21 protein-coding genes and 1 pseudogene are annotated in these 19,024 nt (G+C 55.5%); 14 read left to right on the forward strand and 8 right to left on the reverse strand.

All coding sequences use genetic code 11. The features are described from left to right. The 3 genes and pseudogenes from rumB to DD606_RS20430 form a co-directional block, all read left to right on the forward strand. Positions 1 to 224: pseudogene (rumB, locus tag DD606_RS20420) on the forward strand (23S rRNA (uracil(747)-C(5))-methyltransferase); the annotation flags it as partial. 121 nt (positions 225 to 345) lie between these two features. Then, complete coding sequence (locus DD606_RS20425; RefSeq protein ID WP_022650690.1) at positions 346 to 1,053, forward strand: response regulator transcription factor; 708 nt, start codon at positions 346 to 348, stop codon at positions 1,051 to 1,053. Continuing rightward, complete coding sequence (locus tag DD606_RS20430; RefSeq protein WP_022650691.1) at positions 1,037 to 2,506, forward strand: sensor histidine kinase KdpD; 1,470 nt, start codon at positions 1,037 to 1,039, stop codon at positions 2,504 to 2,506. The genes DD606_RS20425 and DD606_RS20430 overlap by 17 nt, the downstream gene beginning before the upstream one ends. Before the next feature lie 75 nt (positions 2,507 to 2,581). Here the strand turns inward: DD606_RS20430 and artJ are convergent, their stop codons facing one another. The 6 genes from artJ to DD606_RS20465 form a co-directional block, all read right to left on the reverse strand. Continuing rightward, a complete protein-coding gene (gene artJ, locus DD606_RS20435; protein ID WP_015571008.1) occupies positions 2,582 to 3,313 on the reverse strand; it encodes an arginine ABC transporter substrate-binding protein ArtJ in 732 nt (243 codons plus the stop codon). 173 nt (positions 3,314 to 3,486) lie between these two features. After that, the gene (gene artM / locus DD606_RS20445) at positions 3,487 to 4,155 is read right to left on the reverse strand and encodes an arginine ABC transporter permease ArtM (RefSeq protein ID WP_003858369.1); all 669 of its coding nucleotides are present in this window, start codon (positions 4,153 to 4,155) and stop codon (positions 3,487 to 3,489) included. Then, the gene (artQ, locus tag DD606_RS20450; protein ID WP_003858367.1) at positions 4,155 to 4,871 is read right to left on the reverse strand and encodes an arginine ABC transporter permease ArtQ; all 717 of its coding nucleotides are present in this window, start codon (positions 4,869 to 4,871) and stop codon (positions 4,155 to 4,157) included. The genes artM and artQ overlap by 1 nt, the downstream gene beginning before the upstream one ends. Positions 4,872 to 4,877: 6 nt before the next feature. Next, positions 4,878 to 5,609 (reverse strand): arginine ABC transporter substrate-binding protein ArtI, encoded by a 732-nt coding sequence (gene artI, locus DD606_RS20455; RefSeq protein WP_129259045.1) that lies wholly within the window; start codon positions 5,607 to 5,609, stop codon positions 4,878 to 4,880. Between the two features lie 18 nt (positions 5,610 to 5,627). Then, positions 5,628 to 6,356: an arginine ABC transporter ATP-binding protein ArtP gene (gene artP, locus DD606_RS20460; RefSeq protein WP_006809439.1), complete on the reverse strand. Its 729-nt coding sequence runs from the start codon at positions 6,354 to 6,356 to the stop codon at positions 5,628 to 5,630. Positions 6,357 to 6,582: 226 nt separating this feature from the next. Then, entirely contained in the window at positions 6,583 to 7,101 is a 519-nt protein-coding gene (locus DD606_RS20465; RefSeq protein ID WP_023315717.1) for a lipoprotein, read from the reverse strand. A gap of 97 nt (positions 7,102 to 7,198) precedes the next feature. On the opposite strand from DD606_RS20465, the gene DD606_RS20470 reads away from it, so the two are divergent. The 3 genes from DD606_RS20470 (at position 7,199) to DD606_RS20480 (ending at position 9,242) form a co-directional block, all read left to right on the forward strand. After that, a complete protein-coding gene (locus DD606_RS20470) occupies positions 7,199 to 7,522 on the forward strand; it encodes a heavy metal-binding domain-containing protein (RefSeq protein WP_032657871.1) in 324 nt (107 codons plus the stop codon). Beyond that, entirely contained in the window at positions 7,519 to 8,349 is an 831-nt protein-coding gene (locus DD606_RS20475) for an N-acetylmuramoyl-L-alanine amidase (protein WP_022650694.1), read from the forward strand. Before DD606_RS20470 ends, DD606_RS20475 begins: the two co-directional genes overlap by 4 nt. Positions 8,350 to 8,618: 269 nt before the next feature. Beyond that, a complete protein-coding gene (locus tag DD606_RS20480) occupies positions 8,619 to 9,242 on the forward strand; it encodes a helix-turn-helix domain-containing protein (RefSeq protein WP_022650695.1) in 624 nt (207 codons plus the stop codon). Positions 9,243 to 9,245: 3 nt separating this feature from the next. On the opposite strand, the gene DD606_RS20485 is transcribed toward DD606_RS20480, so the two are convergent. Next, positions 9,246 to 9,878 carry a hypothetical protein gene (locus DD606_RS20485; protein WP_045341094.1) on the reverse strand — a complete coding sequence of 211 codons (633 nt, stop codon included), beginning with the start codon at positions 9,876 to 9,878 and terminating at the stop codon, positions 9,246 to 9,248. Continuing rightward, a complete protein-coding gene (locus DD606_RS20490; RefSeq protein WP_129259047.1) occupies positions 9,878 to 11,440 on the reverse strand; it encodes an ExeA family protein in 1,563 nt (520 codons plus the stop codon). Before DD606_RS20490 ends, DD606_RS20485 begins: the two co-directional genes overlap by 1 nt. 300 nt (positions 11,441 to 11,740) lie before the next feature. Here DD606_RS20490 and gspC point away from each other — a divergent pair, with 300 nt between their 5' ends. The 8 genes from gspC to gspJ form a co-directional block, all read left to right on the forward strand. Beyond that, positions 11,741 to 12,472 carry a type II secretion system protein GspC gene (gspC, locus tag DD606_RS20495; protein ID WP_103883107.1) on the forward strand — a complete coding sequence of 244 codons (732 nt, stop codon included), beginning with the start codon at positions 11,741 to 11,743 and terminating at the stop codon, positions 12,470 to 12,472. A gap of 13 nt (positions 12,473 to 12,485) precedes the next feature. Next, entirely contained in the window at positions 12,486 to 14,408 is a 1,923-nt protein-coding gene (gene gspD / locus DD606_RS20500; protein ID WP_022650699.1) for a type II secretion system secretin GspD, read from the forward strand. A gap of 14 nt (positions 14,409 to 14,422) precedes the next feature. Next, positions 14,423 to 15,901: a type II secretion system ATPase GspE gene (gene gspE / locus DD606_RS20505; RefSeq protein WP_045337398.1), complete on the forward strand. Its 1,479-nt coding sequence runs from the start codon at positions 14,423 to 14,425 to the stop codon at positions 15,899 to 15,901. Further along, a complete protein-coding gene (gspF, locus tag DD606_RS20510) occupies positions 15,901 to 17,109 on the forward strand; it encodes a type II secretion system inner membrane protein GspF (RefSeq protein WP_017384864.1) in 1,209 nt (402 codons plus the stop codon). The genes gspE and gspF overlap by 1 nt, the downstream gene beginning before the upstream one ends. 3 nt (positions 17,110 to 17,112) lie before the next feature. Further along, complete coding sequence (gene gspG / locus DD606_RS20515; RefSeq protein ID WP_003858352.1) at positions 17,113 to 17,562, forward strand: type II secretion system major pseudopilin GspG; 450 nt, start codon at positions 17,113 to 17,115, stop codon at positions 17,560 to 17,562. Beyond that, positions 17,562 to 18,047, forward strand: coding sequence for a type II secretion system minor pseudopilin GspH (gene gspH / locus DD606_RS20520; RefSeq protein WP_023315725.1), 486 nt, complete (start codon positions 17,562 to 17,564; stop codon positions 18,045 to 18,047). Before gspG ends, gspH begins: the two co-directional genes overlap by 1 nt. Then, positions 18,040 to 18,420 carry a type II secretion system minor pseudopilin GspI gene (gene gspI, locus DD606_RS20525; protein ID WP_023315726.1) on the forward strand — a complete coding sequence of 127 codons (381 nt, stop codon included), beginning with the start codon at positions 18,040 to 18,042 and terminating at the stop codon, positions 18,418 to 18,420. Before gspH ends, gspI begins: the two co-directional genes overlap by 8 nt. Further along, a partial coding sequence (gene gspJ, locus DD606_RS20530) for a type II secretion system minor pseudopilin GspJ (RefSeq protein WP_129259049.1) occupies positions 18,417 to 19,024 on the forward strand: 608 nt, incomplete at its 3' end. The genes gspI and gspJ, both read left to right, overlap by 4 nt.

The following is a 19,024-nucleotide window of genomic DNA, read 5'->3' on the forward strand; positions in this document are numbered from 1 at the left end:
AGCTGGTGCTGGTGAACCCGCCGCGCCGGGGCATCGGCCAGGCGCTCTGCGACTACCTGAGCCAGATGGCGCCGGAGTACATCGTCTACTCCAGCTGTAACGCGCAGACCATGGCGAAGGATATCGCCAGCCTGCCGGGCTACCGCATCGCGCGCGTTCAGCTTTTCGATATGTTCCCCCATACCGCCCATTATGAAGTGTTGACGTTGTTAACCAAAGCGTAGGCCGGGTAAGGCGAAGCCGCCCCCCGGCATAAACCCCACACAATGTTCAACAAAATGTGAACTCTTCCCCCCGGTGAAATCGGGTAAGCTTAAGCCATGAGAAACAAATAAAGGCTTACCCATGAAGCAGATCCTGCTGGTAGAAGATGACCACGATATCGCGGCACTCCTGCGTCTTAACCTGGAAGATGAAGGCTACGCCATTACCCACGAGCCCGACGGGGGCAACGCCTTACAGCGTCTTGAAACACAGCCGTGGGACGCGGTGATCCTCGATCTGATGCTGCCGAATGTTGATGGTCTGGAGATTTGCCGCCGTATCCGCCAGATGACCCGTTACCTGCCCATTATCATCATTAGCGCCCGCAGCAGTGAAACTGACCGTATTACCGGCCTGGAAACCGGGGCGGATGATTATCTGGCAAAACCTTTCTCGGTGCAGGAGCTGATTGCCCGCATTAAGGCGCTGTTCCGCCGACAGCAGGCGATGGGCCAGGCGCAGACGGACGGCATTATTCAGGCGCACGGTCTGACTATCGATCCGCTGGCGCGCACCGTGCGTCTTAACGGTCAACACGTCGATCTCACTCCGCGTGAATTTGAACTGCTCTATTTTTTTGCTCGCCATCCTGGAGAGGTCTTTTCACGTCTGGCATTGCTGGAGCAGGTGTGGGGGTATCAGCACGAAGGCTACGAACACACCGTCAACACCCATATTAACCGCCTGCGCATCAAAATAGAAAAAGATGCCGCCGAGCCGGAGATCGTTCGCACCGTCTGGGGCAAAGGCTACAAATTTGCGGAGCAGAATCATGATGCGTCGCTTTAGCCTGAGCCAGCGCCTGACGCTGCTGTTTACGGTGTTACTGCTGCTCTGCGCCACCGTCGCCTGTGCGGTGCAGCTCTACAGTAGCATGCAGTACGGCAACGCGATGGTGCAGCGGCTCTCCGGCGGGCTGGCGCAGCAGATTGTGCAGCGGGAAGCGATTCTGGATTCGCAGGGCAGGGTGGATCGCAGCGCCTTAAAACCGCTGTTCGACCGGCTGATGACCTTTAATCCGAGCGTCGAGCTGTATGTTGTCTCGCCTGATGGCGATATCCTGGCCGATGCCGCCCCGCCGGGGCACATTCAGCGGCAAAAAATTGACCTCGCGCCGATACAGAATTTCCTGAGCGGGACGGTGATGCCGGTGTTTGGCGACGATCCCCGAAGCCAGAATAAGAAAGTCTTCAGCGCCACCCCGCTGCGGCAGGACGGCGAGCTGAAGGGGTATCTGTACATTATTTTGCAGGGGGAAGAGTCCAACGCGCTGGCGGAGATGGCCTGGCACAAAGCGCTCTGGAGTACGGCGCTGTGGTCGATGCTGCTGGTGGCGCTGTTTGGTCTGCTGGCGGGGGTGCTGCTCTGGTACTGGGTGACGCGCCCGGTTAAAGAGCTCACGCTGGACGTGGCCGGGCTGGAGCAGGACAGCATCAGCGCGATTAAGCAGCTGGCGGCCCAGCCGCTTGAGCCTGCCGGCCAGGATGAAGTGGCGATCCTGCGCAATACCTTTATCGAGCTGGCGCGCAAAATCACCTCTCAGTGGGATCGGCTGGCCGACAGCGACCGCCAGCGCCGGGAGTTTATCGCCAACATTTCGCACGACTTACGCACCCCGCTGACGTCGCTGCTGGGTTATCTGGAAACGCTGTCGCTCAAATCCGCCACGCTGTCGCCGCAGGAGCATCAGCAGTACCTCGCTACCGCGCTGCGTCAGGGGCAAAAGGTACGCCATCTGTCGCAGCAGCTGTTCGAGCTGGCGCGTCTTGAGCACGGCGGCATCAAGCCCCAGCGCGAACGTTTTGCCATGGCTGAACTGATTTCCGACGTGGCGCAGAAGTTTGAGCTTACCGCCCGCACGCGCGAGGTGAACCTGCGTATTGATGTGCCGGGGCGATTGCCGCTGGTGAACGCCGACGTGTCGATGATCGAGCGCGTGGTCACTAACCTTCTGGATAACGCCATCCGTCATACGCCGAGCGGCGGAGAAATTCGTCTGGCGGTCTGGCAGGAGAATGAACGACTTCAGGTCGAAGTGGCAGACAATGGTACGGGCGTAGATGCCTCGCTGCGCGACGATTTGTTCCAGCGGCCTTCAGCGTTAAATCCTCAGGCGTCGCGAGAGAACCGTGGGGGATTAGGGCTGTTAATCGTGAAGAGAATGCTGGAGCTGCACGGCGGTGGGATCAGGCTGATGGAGTCCGTGAGCGGGGCGCGGTTCAGGTTCTTTGTACCGCTATGAGAAATTGCCGGGTGGCGCTGCGCTTATCCGGCCTACAGACCACCCCCGCAGGCCAGACCACCCGGCAAAAAGAGATTACTGAGGGAACCACTGCTCGCTGATTTTCTGGTACGTACCGTCAGCTTTGATCGCTTTCAGCGCGCCGTTCAGTTTCTCAAGCAGAGCCTTGTTATCCGGACGCACGGCAATACCGAGGCCAGTGCCGAAATACTGCGGATCGGTCACTTTCTCCGTCGCTGTACCCAGCTGCGGGTTGGTTTTCAGCCACTCATTCACGACTGCGGTGTCGCCAAATACGCCATCGATACGGCCATTTTTCAGGTCGATAATGGCATTCTGGTAGCTGTCGTAGGCCACGGTTTTCACTTCAGGATGCTTGTCCTGGAGGTATTTCTGGTGCGTGGTGCCGTTCTCCATGCCGATGCGCTTGCCTTTCAGCTCGTCGAAAGATTTATAAGCTCCTTTCTTCGCAATCACCACCGCAGAGTTCGCGTAGTACGGGTCGGTGAACGCGACCTGCTTGCTGCGCTCTGGCGTAATGTCCATGCCGGAGATCACCGCATCGTATTTTTTAAATTTCAGGGACGGGATCAGGCTGTCAAACGCGTGGTTAGTAAAGGTGCAGTCGGCCTGCATCTGTTTGCACAGCGCTTTCGCCAGGTCAATGTCGAAACCGACGATCTGGTTGCTGGCATCCAGCGATTCAAACGGCGGATAGGTGGCAGAAACGCCAAAATTGATTTTATCGGCGGCGGATGCGCCAGCGGCGAAGGTTGCGAGTAATGCGGCCAGAACTAACTTTTTCATTGTAATGCTCCCGTCTGTCTTATTGATGCGCCGTGTCTGCGGCCTGGATGTACAATGCCAGTTAATGAATTTATATGCAATAAAAATGATTAAGTATTATTTTAATCACAAAAAAAAGCGGATAACCCATCAGGTTACCCGCTCCATGAATACCGTTTTATGCATTTGCGTGGTTAATTCCTGCGCTCAAACGCTAACGCCTTACGCTCGATAAGACGCATCATCAGCGTCAGCAGACCGTTGACCACCAGATAGACCAGACCCGCCGCACCGAACACCATTACGTCGTAGGTGCGTCCGTACAGCAGCTGTCCGTGGCCCATCACTTCCATCAGGGTGATGGTGTAGGCCAGTGAGGTGCTTTTGAACACCAGAACGACTTCGTTGGAATAGGAAGAGAGCGCGCGCTTAAAGGCATAGGGCAGCAGGATCGCCAGCGTATCCTTCTTGCTCATGCCCAGCGCTCCGCAGGACTGCCACTGGCCTTCCGGGATCGCGCGAATGGCACCGTAGAACAGCTGCGTGGTGTAGGCGGCGCTGTTCAGCGAGAGGGCAATCAGGGCGCAGAGCCACGGTTCAGAGAGCAGGTGCCAGATCACCGGGTATTCCTGTAATGACGGGAACTGCCCCGGGCCGTAGTAAATCAGGAAGATTTGCACCAGCAGCGGCGTACCGGTAAAGAGCGTAATGTAGCCACGTACAATCCACACCAGCACTGGCGTTTTCAGCGTCAGGACGATGGTGAAGATCAGCGCCAGGATCAGCGCCACGATGATAGACGCGACGGTCAGCGTCAGGCTGGTGTGCAGCCCTTTCATCAGTTCGGGTAAATAATCCAGCATCAGCCTGGTCTCCGTTCAAAACGCGTTGCGCGCAGGTCAATACGCTTCAGAACGTACTGGCTCAGCAACGTGATCACCAGGTAGATTGCCGCCGCGACGATGTACCAGGTAAACGGCTCCTGCGTACGGGTGGCGATACTTTTGGTTTGCAGCATCAAATCGTTCACGCTGATCAGGCTTACCAGCGCGGTATCTTTCAGCAGTACCAGCCACTGATTACCCAGCCCTGGCAGGGCATGACGCCACATCTGCGGCATCACCAGGCGGAAGAAGATCGCCGCTTTCGACAGGCCCAGCGCCTGACCGGATTCCCACTGACCCTGTGGCACCGCTTTCAGCGCGCCGCGCAACGTTTGTGACGCATAGGCTGAATAGAGCAGGGAGAGCGCAATCACGCCGCACAGGAACGGGCTGACGTCGAAGTTCTCGATCTGCATCTGCACCGGGATTTGCGCAAAGCCGAGATTAATCGTGAAGCCGTCCGACAGCGTTAACAGCAGCTGTGAGGAGCCGAAATAGATAAACAGGACCACCAGAATTTCCGGGAGTCCACGCAGCACAGTCACCAGCGCTGAACCGAGCCATGCGACAGGGCGCCACTTAACGGACTCCCACACCGCAAAGAACATCGCCAGTACGAGGCCGATAATCAGTGCACAAACGGCAAGGCCGACGGTCATCCCGGCGGCGCTTGCTAAAGGAAAAATTTCATTCATCAGGAATTACTTCTGGAACCATTTTTTGTAGATGGTTTCGTAGGTGCCGTCTTTCTTCACTTTTTCCAGCGCAGCGTTGAATTTCTGCTGCAACTCGGTGTTGCCCTGACGTACGGCAATACCCAGACCTGTACCGAAGTAGTCTTTATCGGTCACCTTGTCACCCACGGCAGCCAGCTTGTCGTTCGCTTTCAGCCATTCAGTCACGACAGCCGTATCCCCGAACACCGCATCGATACGACCGTTTTGCAGGTCCAGTTTCGCATTCTGGTAGCTGTCATACGGCACGGTGGTGATTTCCGGGTGCTTATCCATGATGAATTTCTGGTGCGTGGTGCCGTTCTGCACGCCGACTTTCTTGCCTTTCAGCAGGTCAAAGGAGGCGTATTTACCTTTCTGACCGATGAACAGCGCCGAGTTGTCGTAGTAAGGGGCGGTGAACAGAACCTGCTTCTCACGCTCCGGAGTGATGTCCATACCGGCCATTACGGCGTCAATACGGCGGAACTTCAGGCTTGGGATCAGGCTGTCGAACGCCTGGTTGCTGAAGGTACAGGTCGCGTCGATCTCTTTACACAGGGCATTTGCCAGGTCCACGTCGAAGCCAACAATCTTGTTGTTCGCATCAATGGATTCAAACGGAGGGTAGGACGCTTCAGTGGCGAAACGGATGGTCTGGGCTGCGGTAGCGGAAAGGCTGACGCTAGCAAGCAGCGCGGCAATCAATACTTTTTTCATTATAATTTCCCTAACACATCAGTGTGATAAGTAGTTTTTGAAGGCATCGGTTTGCGGGTTAGTGAAGCAGCTCGCGTCACCCTGCTCAACGATATACCCGTTTTCCATATAGACCACGCGGCTGGCGGTTTTGCGCGCCACTTCCACCTCGTGGGTCACGATGACCTGGGTAATGTTGGTTTCCGCCAGCTCACGAATGATACTCACGATCTGGGCAGTAATTTCCGGATCCAGCGCCGCGGTCGGCTCATCGAACAGCAGCACCGCTGGCTCCATCATCAGCGCACGGGCGATCGCCACACGCTGTTGCTGACCACCAGAGAGATGCAGAGGATAACGGTCGCTGTACGGTTTCAGACGCAGACGTTCCAGCAGCTTTTCAGCACGCGCCATCGCCTGGTCTTTGCTTAAGCCAAGCACGCGGCACGGGGCTTCAATCAGGTTTTGCACCACCGTCAGATGCGGCCAGAGATTGTATTGCTGGAAAACCATGCCCACGTTTTGACGCAGTTCACGAATCGCTTTATCAGAAGGGGTTTTCGCGAAGTCAAAATGGTTACCCGCGATGGCCAGCGTTCCCGAACGGGGCATTTCAAGCAGATTTAAAACACGCAGAAGGGAGCTTTTTCCCGCGCCGCTTGGGCCAAGCAAAACCAGCGTTTCGCCCTCCGGGCAACTCAGCGTAATGTCGAACAGCGCCTGGTGTGCGCCGTAGAAGCAGTTAATGCCGTTTAGTTTAATACTCATCGGGGCAGTCTTTACTCATCCAGGCAAACTATAGCAATTGAGGCCGCAGATAGTACCGTTGACAGAATAGTTATGCAATATTTATGCGTTAAAAGTTAAATATAACCCGTGTTTACTCTTAAACATAGCACAAAATAGCGACGGGAAAGGGGGGCGAGTATAAATGTCGGCATTCCGCCTGAAATGCCGGACATTTTACGGGGTTAACGTTTATTTAACGGATGCGTTAGCGGTTCTCAATCGACTGGCGAAGGGTGCCTGCCGGGGCATGAACGCTGCCGCCAATGTAGCGTACATCATCTACTGCCCAGCACTGGCCTTCACGGATCATCAGCACCTCATCCTGCCAGGTTTGCGTCCCCTGGGTTAGCTTCACGCGCAGGGGAATATTGCGTGCGTCAGTATTTGGAATGGTGGATGCGCTGGCGACGTCGGCGCTGTCCGGCAGCGTGGCGCGGCTGGAGAACGGATCGGATGACAGCAGGGCGTTATGCTGCGGATCGCGCGAAGCGTCGGTGAGCAGTTTCGCCAGATTATCGCTCAGGTACGGGCGCAGGGCGGTCAGGTCATTACCGCGATGCTGAATACGGTAATCATAAAATTGTTGCGCCACGGCGTCCGGGCCACCCTCAATACAAGGGCCGCTGCGGGTTCCGATATCCTTAAAGGCTGGCGTGACCGGCGTTGTGCAGGCGCTGAGCACCAGCGCGCATGGCACTAAAAGCGTTAAAGCAGAGTAGCGCATGTTGATTTCCTTATTTATTAACTATCCTTTCAATCATAGCGTAACGAACCGATAATGCAGTTGCTAACGCATTGAACGCTAAAGAAGGAGAGAAAGTATGCAGTTTTCAACAACGCCAACCCTGGAAGGTCAACCGATTACCGAGTACTGCGGCGTGGTCACCGGTGAGGCGATTCTGGGCGCGAACATATTCCGGGACTTCTTTGCCGGCATTCGGGATATCGTCGGGGGTCGCTCCGGCGCGTACGAGAAAGAGCTGCGTAAAGCGCGTGACATTGCGTTTAAGGAGCTGGGCGAGCAGGCCAAATCGCTGGGCGCGGATGCGGTGGTAGGCATTGATATCGACTACGAAACGGTCGGGAAAGATGCCAGCATGCTGATGGTGAGCGTAAGTGGTACGGCGGTGAAAACCCGTCGATGAAGCGTTCGCTCTCAACCCTCCTGCTGGCGATATTGCTGGCAGGATGCGCCTCGGAAGAGGGCATCGTTGATAAAGGCGCGTACGAGCTGGATACGCGCCATCAGGCGCAGGCGGCTTACCCGCGTATAAAGGTGCTGGTTATTCACTACACCGCCGACGATTTCGACACCTCGCTTGCGACCCTGACCGATAAAAACGTCAGCTCTCACTATCTCATTCCCGCAAAGCCCCCAGCTCCACAGGGCAAACCGCGTATCTGGCAGCTGGTCCCGGAGAGCGAGCTGGCCTGGCATGCGGGCATCAGCTTCTGGCGTGGCACCAACCGCATAAATGATACCTCCGTCGGCATTGAGCTGGAAAACCGCGGCTGGCGGCAAACCGATGGCGTGAAAACCTTTACCCCCTTCGAACCGGGGCAAATTGCGGCGCTGATCCCGCTTGCCAGAGACATCATCGCCCGCTACGACATAAAACCGCAGAACGTGGTGGCACACTCGGATATCGCCCCGCAGCGCAAAGACGATCCTGGCCCGATGTTTCCGTGGCGCGAGCTGGCGCAGCAGGGTATCGGGGCCTGGCCCGATCCGGCGCGGGTGAATTTTTATATCAACGGCCGACCGCATTATCAGCAGGTTGATACCGCAGCGCTGCTCGATCTGCTGGCGCGCTACGGTTACGAGGTGCCAGAAAACAGCACGCCCGCACAGCAAAAACGCATCATCATGGTTTTCCAGATGCATTTCCGCCCGCAGTTATGGAATGGCGTAGCGGATGTGGAAACCATGGCGATTGCCGAAGCACTTTTAGAGAAATACGGGCAGGGGTAAACCTTCGGATTACCCCCGAGTGAGTATATTTTCTTAAGTTTCTATCAGATTAATCCTAAGTACAAACTCATTTCATTTTTAGTTAATTGACTTAAAATTATCCCGATTTAAGATGGACACATAGCGCGCTAAGTAATGTAGCGAATTAATCAAAAACTTTACTCTTTTATTTTTATTCTTGAGATTTTCATCAGGTAAAAATTTATGGTTCGGCGTAAATGCCGCGGCCATCTTATTTTAAAAAATCACATCTTAAATCGGGTATAACAATGTTAAGCATCTATGGAAAAAAATTACGTCCACAATATGAAATGGAAAGAATTATTTCTGCAACCGCAGGCGTTGAAGAAAAAACGTTAAAGAAATGGCAGAAAATTTCCACTACTGATTCCGGTTACATTCATGTCATCGTCAGCGGCGAAGTCGAATTTCGACGTGAATCTGACGAACTGTGCATGTTTACTGTCACCGGACAATGCCTTTTCGGCCTATCGTCAATGTATTACAACGCCACCCATATGTACGGCCTTGTCCGGACGAATACGGTCGTTCGCTCGATCAAGAAAGAGGTCTTCGCCCAGCTGATGACCGAAAAAAATCTGTGGCCTGACCTGACCAAAGTCCTTTCCTGGTACATATGCGTGATGAGCAAACGTGATGATGTTCTGGTTGCCCGCAGTGCGTATTCTGTTGTTCGTGAATTTTTATATGAGATTAACGATCTGACTGTTCATCAGCAACGTGATATTAACGTTTATGATTACATTCAGGAATACACTAACCTCGCACGTAGTACTATTATCAAAATCCTTTCTGATCTGAAAAAAGGTCAATATATTGTGGTGGAAAAAGGTCGATTGCTTAACCTCACCGCACTGCCTGAAAAATATTAATACTTACTCCCGCTGTTCTCCTTTCTCACTCAAAGGAGAACGGCTATTTCCACTGTTTTTTACACTCGCTTGTGAATTATCCTGCGTTTCGTCAACCGGCGGCGCGGGAATTTTTCCTTGAGAATAATCCTGCTCCTGCTCTTTTAATGCCTGCTTAAATAATTCCGTTAATGATGACTCTTCACTGCTCGTGCTGGCGGGGGCGATATCGTGCTCATGCGCCTCGGTTCCGGGTAAGGTATCCCGCGAGGTATCGTGCGGCACCGCGCCCTCGGGCGCCTGCTGCCAGTCGGCATCATCACTGCTGATCGGCAGATCCTGCATCGGTGGAACATCAACATGCACTGGCGCAACTTTAGGCTGCGGATGCGGGAACGGTTTACTCACGTACACGTAATGCATTTCCGAAAGCTGCGTTTCCGGTTTGGCAACGCTGGCGTTGATCGGTTCAGGTGCCGGGTGGCGCAGGTTCCAGTAGACGTGCATATACAGGCCGACAACCAGCATGGCGCAAAGGCCGACCAGCCATAACGCTGTTTTGCCGAATACGTTTTTCAGGCTGGGGAGGCGGTACGAAAACCAGACCGCTTCCCCGGTTGTATAGCTGCGCTGGGCCGCAAGGCAGATGGTCGACATTAGGCTTTCTTCTCCTGCATTTTTGCGTCCGGGGTGGTGCGGGTTGCCTGAATCAGTACGCCCGGCGTGCTGTTGGTCACGCGCATCAGCTGCATCAGCGTTTCTTCACCGGGGATGCCATCCACGTGCAGATGCATTTTTTGCTGGAACTCGCGGGTGCGTTTCATCATTTCTGCGGTCCAGATCCGGGCATGCGTTTCGGGCTGGCTCAACGCGATGCTTAACTGCTGATCGAGCCAGACCATGTCTTTGCTGTCGCTGGCCGTGCCGATCGCGTCTTTTCCTTCCGGTGTCAGGCGGTGCAACTGGGTGAAGTTGCCGGTCGCATGCCGGTTAAACCAGCTGCGGCTTACCTGCCAGGTCCGGTTATTCATTAACAAGTCAATTGATGTATCTCCGACCCTGGCGACCACTGCATAGTTAAGGTGACCGCTGGTTTTCAGCTCACTGACCCACGGATACCCTTCCTGCGCCAGCGTCTGCGGGGACGCGTTCCCCTGTTTACACATCAGGTTCACTTTAGCGGCGTTCTGGCACAGCGCATCGTCGGCCGAGGCGTCATACCCCCACATGAGATAAAGCTGATGCATCGCATCCGGCTGATTAACTATTTCGTTGTCGATAACCGGCACTACGGCTGCCTCAGGTTTTGGCGTCTGCTGTTTCCAGCTGACGGGCACCGGCAGCTGGATCGGCAGGCGCGCGCCGATCGACGAGGTAAAATACCAGCCGCAGGCGGCAAACAGCACGGACGCAAACAGCCCCACGGTTGCCAGGCGCTTACCGTGTTTTTTGGCGGGCAGGATCTCTCCCGCCGCCAGACGTAAATGGCGTGGGCTGACCTGTGCCGCGCGTTCCGTCCAGGCGGCGAGCATTGACAGGTGTGCCAGCGCGTTCAGTTTGCTGATGTTGCCTTTGGTCAGCGTGTGCATTTTGCGCACGCGGGCAGGCGGCAACGGCGAATGTTCACAGTCGTGTTCTTCGCACTGCGCCTGCACATAGCTCAGGTATTCGCGGCAGGTGAGGGGGCGCAGGACATGATGTGTGTGCGTATATTCGCGCAGTTCAGGTTGCTTTAGCAGGCGTTCCTGATCCGCAGCACCCGTCAGCACCACGGCGAGCCGGAAGTTCAGCTCCTGGGCGCGCGTGAGCAGCGTTCCCAGGACTTCACGGCAGCTCTCCTTCATGGCTTCGGAATGGGCGATGGTCAGCACTCTGGATTTTGCTTTCCCCTCCTGCCACTGGCGCAGGACGGCATCCACCGCCTGCATGCGATCTTTAATCGCTTTCGTTCCCGGGTTGAGTTTGTACAGCAGGCTACTGGCACTCAGTTTGGGAAACGCGTTGATGGCAATAACGGTATTGCTGCTGGCTTTCAGCGCGTCGATGAAGTGGCTCAGAAGCGGAGCGTCGTCGCAAAAAAGCCCGATAATACCCGCCAGCTGGGTTTTCTCTTTCAGCAGGTTGAACACGTCCTGATGATAAGGCACCAGAAAATCACCGGATAAACGGGTGATTGTCCTGAATGGCGGATTTTTAAAATTAAAGTGGCTCTGATACATAACGACTGACCGTCTCTGATTAGGAATAGCAACAGCAGCAGAAAGTAAGGTAATGCCCCTGAGCGGTCAATTTGCAGACAGGGTAAAAATATCCAGCTGGCCGCGCCTAACATCTGGATTTTATACGGTCAATATTTTTCTGTATGAAAGTTGGTGGCGAAGTCAGTGGTCGTATTTGCAACAGCTTATTACTATTTTCCTCCATATTGGCGCAGTATGACGCTGCTTATTTTTGCTTTGCTATAGGCCGGATAAAAAATGAGGTTCTCATTTCTGTCACGGTGGGTAACGCCTTGTATTATGTTTGTGCTGCTCATTTTTAGCGGCCAGCAAGGGTATCTCACCTTAAAAGATTATAAAAAAGTTACGAATAAGTTGGCTAAAGCTGATCTACAGCCGCTGAAAAAAACGCGCGAAGATAAACCCTTCACGCTTTTTACGGCTGCCGTCCGTCAGGAAAACTTAGTGGATGCGGCAAAAGCCCCGCTGGCAGCGGAGATAGAGGGCATTGTACGCAGTGATGACGCCTGGCTCTCCTTTGCTGTTATCAAAACCCCAGGCGGTCAGCGAAGCTACCGTGAGGGTGAACCTCTCGCCGGATTTAACGACGCATTTATTCAGGAAATAAACAAAGATAATGTGGTGGTTAATTATGAAGGTGCTACGCAGGTACTGGCGTTAAATAAACCGGACTATTTTAAGGGGGGCGTGGATAGCGGCCCGGTTACAAAATCGACGAAAGATGCTGGCGCAGAAAGTTTGCATCTTGATGATTATCTGGTGTTAAAACCCATCATTGAAAAAGGCCGACTGGAAGGCTACAGGATAAATCCAAGGAATGCCTCCGCCTTTTACAGTCAGTCAGGTCTGGAAAAAGGCGATGTAGCGGTTCAGGTTAACTCTGTCGATATGACCGATGAAGCAAAAGCGAAAAGCATTATTGCCAACTGGTCGAAAATGAAAGAAGCGGATGTCGTCGTGCGGCGTCACGCTCACCTTGAAAATATTCGGGTTAATGTTCTAAACAATTAACAAGTGTGCAGACATGAAAAAATTTCCCTGGGCGTGCGTGGCGCTGACCGCATTGTCGTTATATTCCAGTTCGCTGCTTGCAGCTAACTTTAGCGCGAGTTTTAAAAATACTGATATTCGCGAGTTTATCGATACGGTAGGCCGCAATCTCAACAAAACCATTCTGGTCGACCCGTCCGTCCAGGGCACCGTCTCGGTCCGAACCTACAACGTGCTGACGGAAGATGAGTACTACCAATTCTTTCTGAGCGTGCTGGATCTCTACGGCCTGTCGGTGATCCCGTTGGACAACGGCATGGTCAAAGTGGTGCGCTCAAGCGTGGCGCGTACCGCCGGTGCGCCGCTGGCAGACAGCAAGAACCCGGGCAAAGGTGATGAGATCATCACCCGCGTGGTGCGCATGGAAAACGTACCCGTTCGCGAGCTGGCCCCGCTGCTGCGTCAACTCAACGATGCCACTGGCATCGGGAACGTGGTGCACTTTGAGCCGTCCAACGTCCTGCTGTTAACCGGTAAAGCCTCGGTGGTGAACCGCCTGGTGGATCTGGTGCAGCGCGTCGATAAAGACGGTATTCAGCGCCGCGAAATCATCCCGCTGCGCTTTGCCTCTGCCAAAGAACTTTCGGATATGTTGAACAACCTCAACAACGAAGAGCAGAAAGGGCAGAACGCGCCGCAGCTGGCGACCAAGGTGGTGGCGGATGACGAAACCAACAGCCTGGTGATCAGCGGTTCGGAAGATGCGCGCGCGCGTACCCGTTCCCTTATCCATCAGCTGGATCGCGAGCAGAATAACGAGGGGAACACCCGCGTCTTCTACCTCAAATATGCCAGCGCCACCAAAGTGGTGCCGGTGCTGACCGGGATTGGCGAGCAGCTGAAAGACAAGCCGGGCGCGGCCAAAGCGAAAACCGCGAGCGCCTCAACCGATCTGAATATCACCGCCGACGAGTCAACCAACTCCCTGGTGATCACCGCGCAGCCTAATGTGATGAACTCCCTGGAGAAGGTGATCGACAAGCTGGATATTCGCCGTCCGCAGGTGCTGGTGGAAGCGATCATTGCCGAAGTGCAGGACGGCAACGGCCTGGATCTTGGGGTGCAGTGGACCAGCAAGCACGGCGGCGTGCAGTTTGGCGCTACCGGCCTGCCAATCAGCCAGATTAAAAATGGCACCATGAAAGGGGCGAGCTTCACGGGCCTTGCGACCGGCTTCTTTAACGGTGATTTCGGTGCGCTGATGACCGCGCTCTCCACCAACGGCAAAAACGACATCCTCTCCACGCCAAGCGTGGTCACGCTGGATAACAAAGAAGCGTCATTCAACGTCGGTCAGGATGTGCCGGTGCTTTCCGGTTCGCAAACCACCAGCGGCGACAACGTGTTTAACTCCGTTGAGCGTAAAACCGTCGGTACCAAGCTGAAGATTGTGCCGCAAATCAACGATGGCGACATGATCCACCTGAAGATTGAGCAGGAAGTGTCCAGCGTTGACAACAGCGCGACGGAAGATTCCAGCCTCGGCCCAACCTTCAACACGCGCACGATCAATAACGAAGTGATGGTTCACAGTGGCCAGACGGTGGTGCTCGGCGGCCTGATGGAAAATGTGACCAAACAGTCCGTCTCCAAAGTGCCGCTGCTCGGCGATATCCCGCTGGTCGGGCAGCTGTTCCGCTACACCTCGCAGGATACCTCTAAACGCAACCTGATGGTGTTTATTCATACCACCGTCCTGCGTGACGACGACAACTACAGCGCAGCCTCGAAAGAGAAATATGACCAGATCCGGGTGCGCCAGATGCAGCGCGTGGAAGAGAAAAAGCTCGGTATTGTTGAGCCGAGCGACAACGCCGTCCTGCCCGCGTTTCCTTCAGCAAGCCCTCACGTCGCACCGGTGAAAACCTCCGCGGCACGCAATCCGTTTAAAGAGTAAGGCGGAGGGATACCGTGGACGAACTGAGTAAATCCCTGTGTAGCAGCAACTACGCAAAATATAACGGCGTTCTGCTTTACAACAATGACGTCTATATCCGTGAGGACACCCCGGCGTTAGCACTGCTGGAGGTGCGCCGGGTGCTTGGACGCGCGTTCGTCCCGATCACCCTGGCGCCGGAAGCGTTTGATGAGATGCTGGCCAAAATCTGGCAGCAGAGCAGCGGCGTGTCGCAGCAGCTGGTGGACGACATGGACGCGGATATCGATCTGATGGCGTTAACCGAGGAGATCCCGGATAACGAAGATCTGCTCGATAACGACGAAAACTCGCCGGTGATCCGCCTGATCAACGCCATTCTCGGCGAGGCGGTGAAGGACGGCGCGTCGGATATTCATATCGAAACCTTCGAGCGCACCCTGAGCATTCGCTTTCGCGTTGACGGCGTGCTGCGCCCGGTGCTGCAACCGGCGCGTAAGCTCGCCCCGCTGCTGGTATCGCGAATCAAGGTGATGTCGAAACTCGACATCGCCGAGAAACGTCTCCCCCAGGATGGCCGTATCTCCCTGCGCATCGGTCGCAAGGCGATCGACGTGCGTGTGTCGACCATTCCGTCCCAGTACGGCGAGCGCGTGGTGATGCGCCTGCTCGATAAAAGCAATCTCAAGCCCGACATCAACAAGCTGGGGCTGATTGATGAAGAACTGGAGAAGCTGAAAGGGCTGATCGAACGCCCGCACGGGATCATCCTCGTTACCGGCCCGACGGGTTCCGGTAAAAGCACCACGCTGTACGCCATTCTTTCAGCGCTGAACGGCCACGAACGCAACATTCTGACCGTGGAAGATCCGATTGAGTACGAGCTGGAAGGGGTGGGGCAGACGCAGGTTAACCCGCGCGTGGACATGACCTTTGCCCGCGGGCTGCGCGCCATTCTGCGTCAGGACCCGGACGTGGTAATGATCGGGGAAATTCGTGACGGTGAGACCGCCCAGATTGCGGTGCAGGCGTCGCTGACCGGTCACCTGGTGATGTCGACGCTGCACACCAACAGTGCCGCAGGGGCGATAACCCGTCTGCGGGATATGGGGCTGGAGTCCTTCTTAATCGGTTCATCGTTGCTCGGTGTCATTGCCCAGCGTCTGGTGCGTCGGCTGTGTACGCACTGCCGGACCACCAGTCCGCTGGACGCCAATGAAAAAGCGCTGTTCAGCTTTATGGACGCGCCGCCAGAAGCGATTTACCGCGCGGTGGGGTGCGAACACTGCCGTCAGAGCGGCTATCAGGGCCGCGCCGGTATTCATGAATTTCTGGTGGTGGACAGCGCCATGCGCCGCGCCATCCATGAAGATAAGGACGAAATGTCCCTCGAAACGCAGCTTTTTAAGCAGGCCTACAGCCTGCGTGAAAACGGGCTGCTGAAGGTGATCGGCGGCGTGACGTCTCTGGAAGAGGTCATGCGCGTCACCGCCGAGCGTGGGGGGGATGCATAATGGCTTTCTACGCCTGGACAGCGACGGATGCCGCGGGGAAAACCCAGCGCGGGACGTTACAGGCCGAGGGGCAGAAGCAGGTTCGCCAGTGGCTTCGCGAGCAAAAGCTGATGCCCGTCAGCATTACCGAAACCCGCGAAACGGCGGCTGGCGGGAAAGCGAAAACCGGGGTGAAGCTCTCCACTCCGGTGCTGTCGATGTTTACCCGTCAGCTTTCGACGCTGGTCAACGCCGCGCTGCCGCTGGAGAGCGCGCTGAAGGCGATCTCGAAGCAGACGGAAGACAAAAAGCTGGCGGCGATGGTGGTGGAGATCCGCGAGAAGGTGGTGGAAGGCCACACCCTGTTCGATGCCTTCAGCCAGTTCCCGCGCACCTTCGACAAGCTTTACTGCACGCTGGTGATGGCCGGGGAGAAAACCGGTCACCTGGGCGACGTGCTGGAGAAGCTGGCGGAGTACAACGAGCAGCGCCAGAAGATGAAAAGCAAGCTGACGCAGGCGATGGTCTACCCGATAACCCTCACCGTGGTCGCCATCGCGGTCATCAGCATCCTGCTGGTGGCGGTGGTGCCGCAGGTGATCGAGCAGTTCACTCACATGAAGCAGCAGCTGCCGATCACCACCCGGACGCTGATTGCGGTAAGTGATTTCCTGCAAGCCTGGGGCATTTATATTGTGGGCATTCTGGGGGGCGGCTTTATCGGCTTCAAAACCTGGTTGAGGAATGCCAAAAACCGTTTTCGCTGGCACAGCTGGCTGGTGAACGGCTCGCCGATTAAAAAGCTGGTCTGCGCCATCAACAGCGCCCGCTATATCCGTACCCTGAGTATTTTGCAGGCCAGTAGCGTGCCGCTGCTGGAGGGGATGTATATCGCGATGGACGGTATCGAAAACCGCTATGCCCGGCAGGTGCTGGAGCAGGCCGCCGACACCGTGCGCCAGGGGGCGTCGCTGTATGCGGCGCTGGAACAGGCGAAATTATTCCCGCCCACCATGCTGTATATGATTGCCTCCGGTGAAGAGAGCGGGGAATTAGGTAATTTAATGGATCGCGCGGCGGAAAATCAGGAATCGGCCTTACAACATCGAATTACATTAACGCTGTCGGTCTTTGAACCGGCGCTGGTGGTATCCATGGCGACGATTGTTTTATTCATCGTGCTTTCAATATTACAACCGCTTCTGCAACTTAATAATATGGTAGGTTAAATCATGGCTTTAAAACGTAAAAACCTGGCTCGCCAGGCGGGCTTCACATTGCTCGAATTAATGGTGGTCATTGTTATTCTCGGCGTACTGGCGAGTATGGTAGTGCCAAATTTAATGGGCAATAAGGAAAAAGCCGATACGCAAAAAGCAACCAGCGATATTGTCGCGCTCGAAGGCTCGCTGGATATGTACAAGCTGGATAACCACCGCTACCCGACCACAGAGCAGGGTTTGCAGGCGCTGGTGACCAAACCTGAAATCGCGCCAATCCCGAACGGCTACCGCACGGACGGCTATATCCGTCGCCTGCCGCAGGACCCCTGGGGCAATGATTATCTGCTGGTGAGCCCGGGTGAACACGGCGCGGTGGACGTCTTCTCAGCCGGTCCGGACGGCGAAGCCAATACCGCCGATGACATTACCAACTGGTCTCTGGATAAGAAAGAGAAATAATGAAAAATCAACGCGGCTTTACGTTGCTGGAAATTATTCTGGCGCTGGTGATATTTGCCAGTTGCGCCATGATGGTGGTGTCCACCATTCCTTCGCGCAGCGGCGCGGATATATTTGGCCAGCAATTAAAAGCGCTCGTTGATTATGGTTCAGACCGTGCGGTGATGGACGGAAATATTGTCGGGCTGGTGATCGCCACCGATAAATATCAGCTGGTGACGATCGCCGATGAAAATGGCGAGCGTCACTGGGTGCCATTATCTGCCGGACGCATTTCCACCAAAGGTGATTTTCCGGAAGAGATGCATGTGTCGCTCTCGCCGCAGCGCCTGGCCGCGACGGTGACGTCCGAGCCGCAGGTAATCTTTTTACCGGACGGTGAAATCAGCCGCTTTACGCTGACGCTGCAAAGTTATGACAAACAGCACCATTTCCGCGTGGTGTCGCAAGGTGCGGCGCCGGTATCGGTAGAAAACGATGGCTAACGGCAACAAAAAGCAAAAGGGGATGACGCTGCTGGAGGTGATGGTCGCTCTGGTGATTTTCTCCACCGCCGCGCTGGCGCTGATGAACTCGGTCTCCCTGAACGTGCGTTTTACCCATGGCCTGGCCGATACCTTGCAGGCTAGTTGGGTGGCGGAAAACCAGCTGGCGGAAGCACAGCTCACGAAAACCGACTTCCCGGATGCTGAACAGCAGGGGACGGAAATCATGGGCGGGCGCAGGTGGAACTGGCGTAAGCAGCGGGTGAAAACGGCCGACAACGTCTGGGCGAATACAATACGCGTGTATGCGGAAGGCGATGAGAGCCAGCCGGTTATTTCCCTGCATATCATTCCGCCGGGAGAGAGCAAGTGAAGAAAATGCGACGCCAGCGCGGATTTACCCTGCTGGAGATCATGATTGCGCTGACTATCTTCGCGGTGATCAGCACCCTGGCCTGGCAAATTCTGGACGGCGCGATGCGTACCAGCTCGGCGACGGATGCCAGCGCCGCAAAGCTCAACCAGCTTCAGCGCGCCTGGAGTCTGATGGAGCGTGATTTTTTCCAGCTTCAGGCGCGCGCCCCGCGTAATGAGCCGGAGCTGTTTCGTCAGGCGGGCGATGCCCTTGAACTGACCACCCTGAATGGCGTGAGCGGAACGGTCCAGCTGGAGCGCGTGCGCTGGCGGCTGGAAGAGGGGCGTTTGTATCGCGACGTCTGGCCGGTCATTGACGGCCCGGCGGACGTTAAGCCTGACGAAGTGCCGATTGTCAGCGGCGTTAAATCATTGCAGTGGCGGTTTTATCGTCAGGGCTGGCTGAAAAGCTGGAGCGACGCCGCCCATCTGCCGGACGGCGTGGAGGTTACGTTGACGATGGAAAACGGGGATACCTGGCGCTGGGTATTCACCACGCCGGGTGATATGCAGGAGGTGGCCGCTGCCGCGGCGCCAGAGAAAGCCGCCGACGCGCCTGGGAC

It is taken from the genome of Enterobacter cloacae complex sp. GF14B (assembly GCF_004136805.1).
GTDB lineage: Bacteria > Pseudomonadota > Gammaproteobacteria > Enterobacterales > Enterobacteriaceae > Enterobacter > Enterobacter hormaechei_C.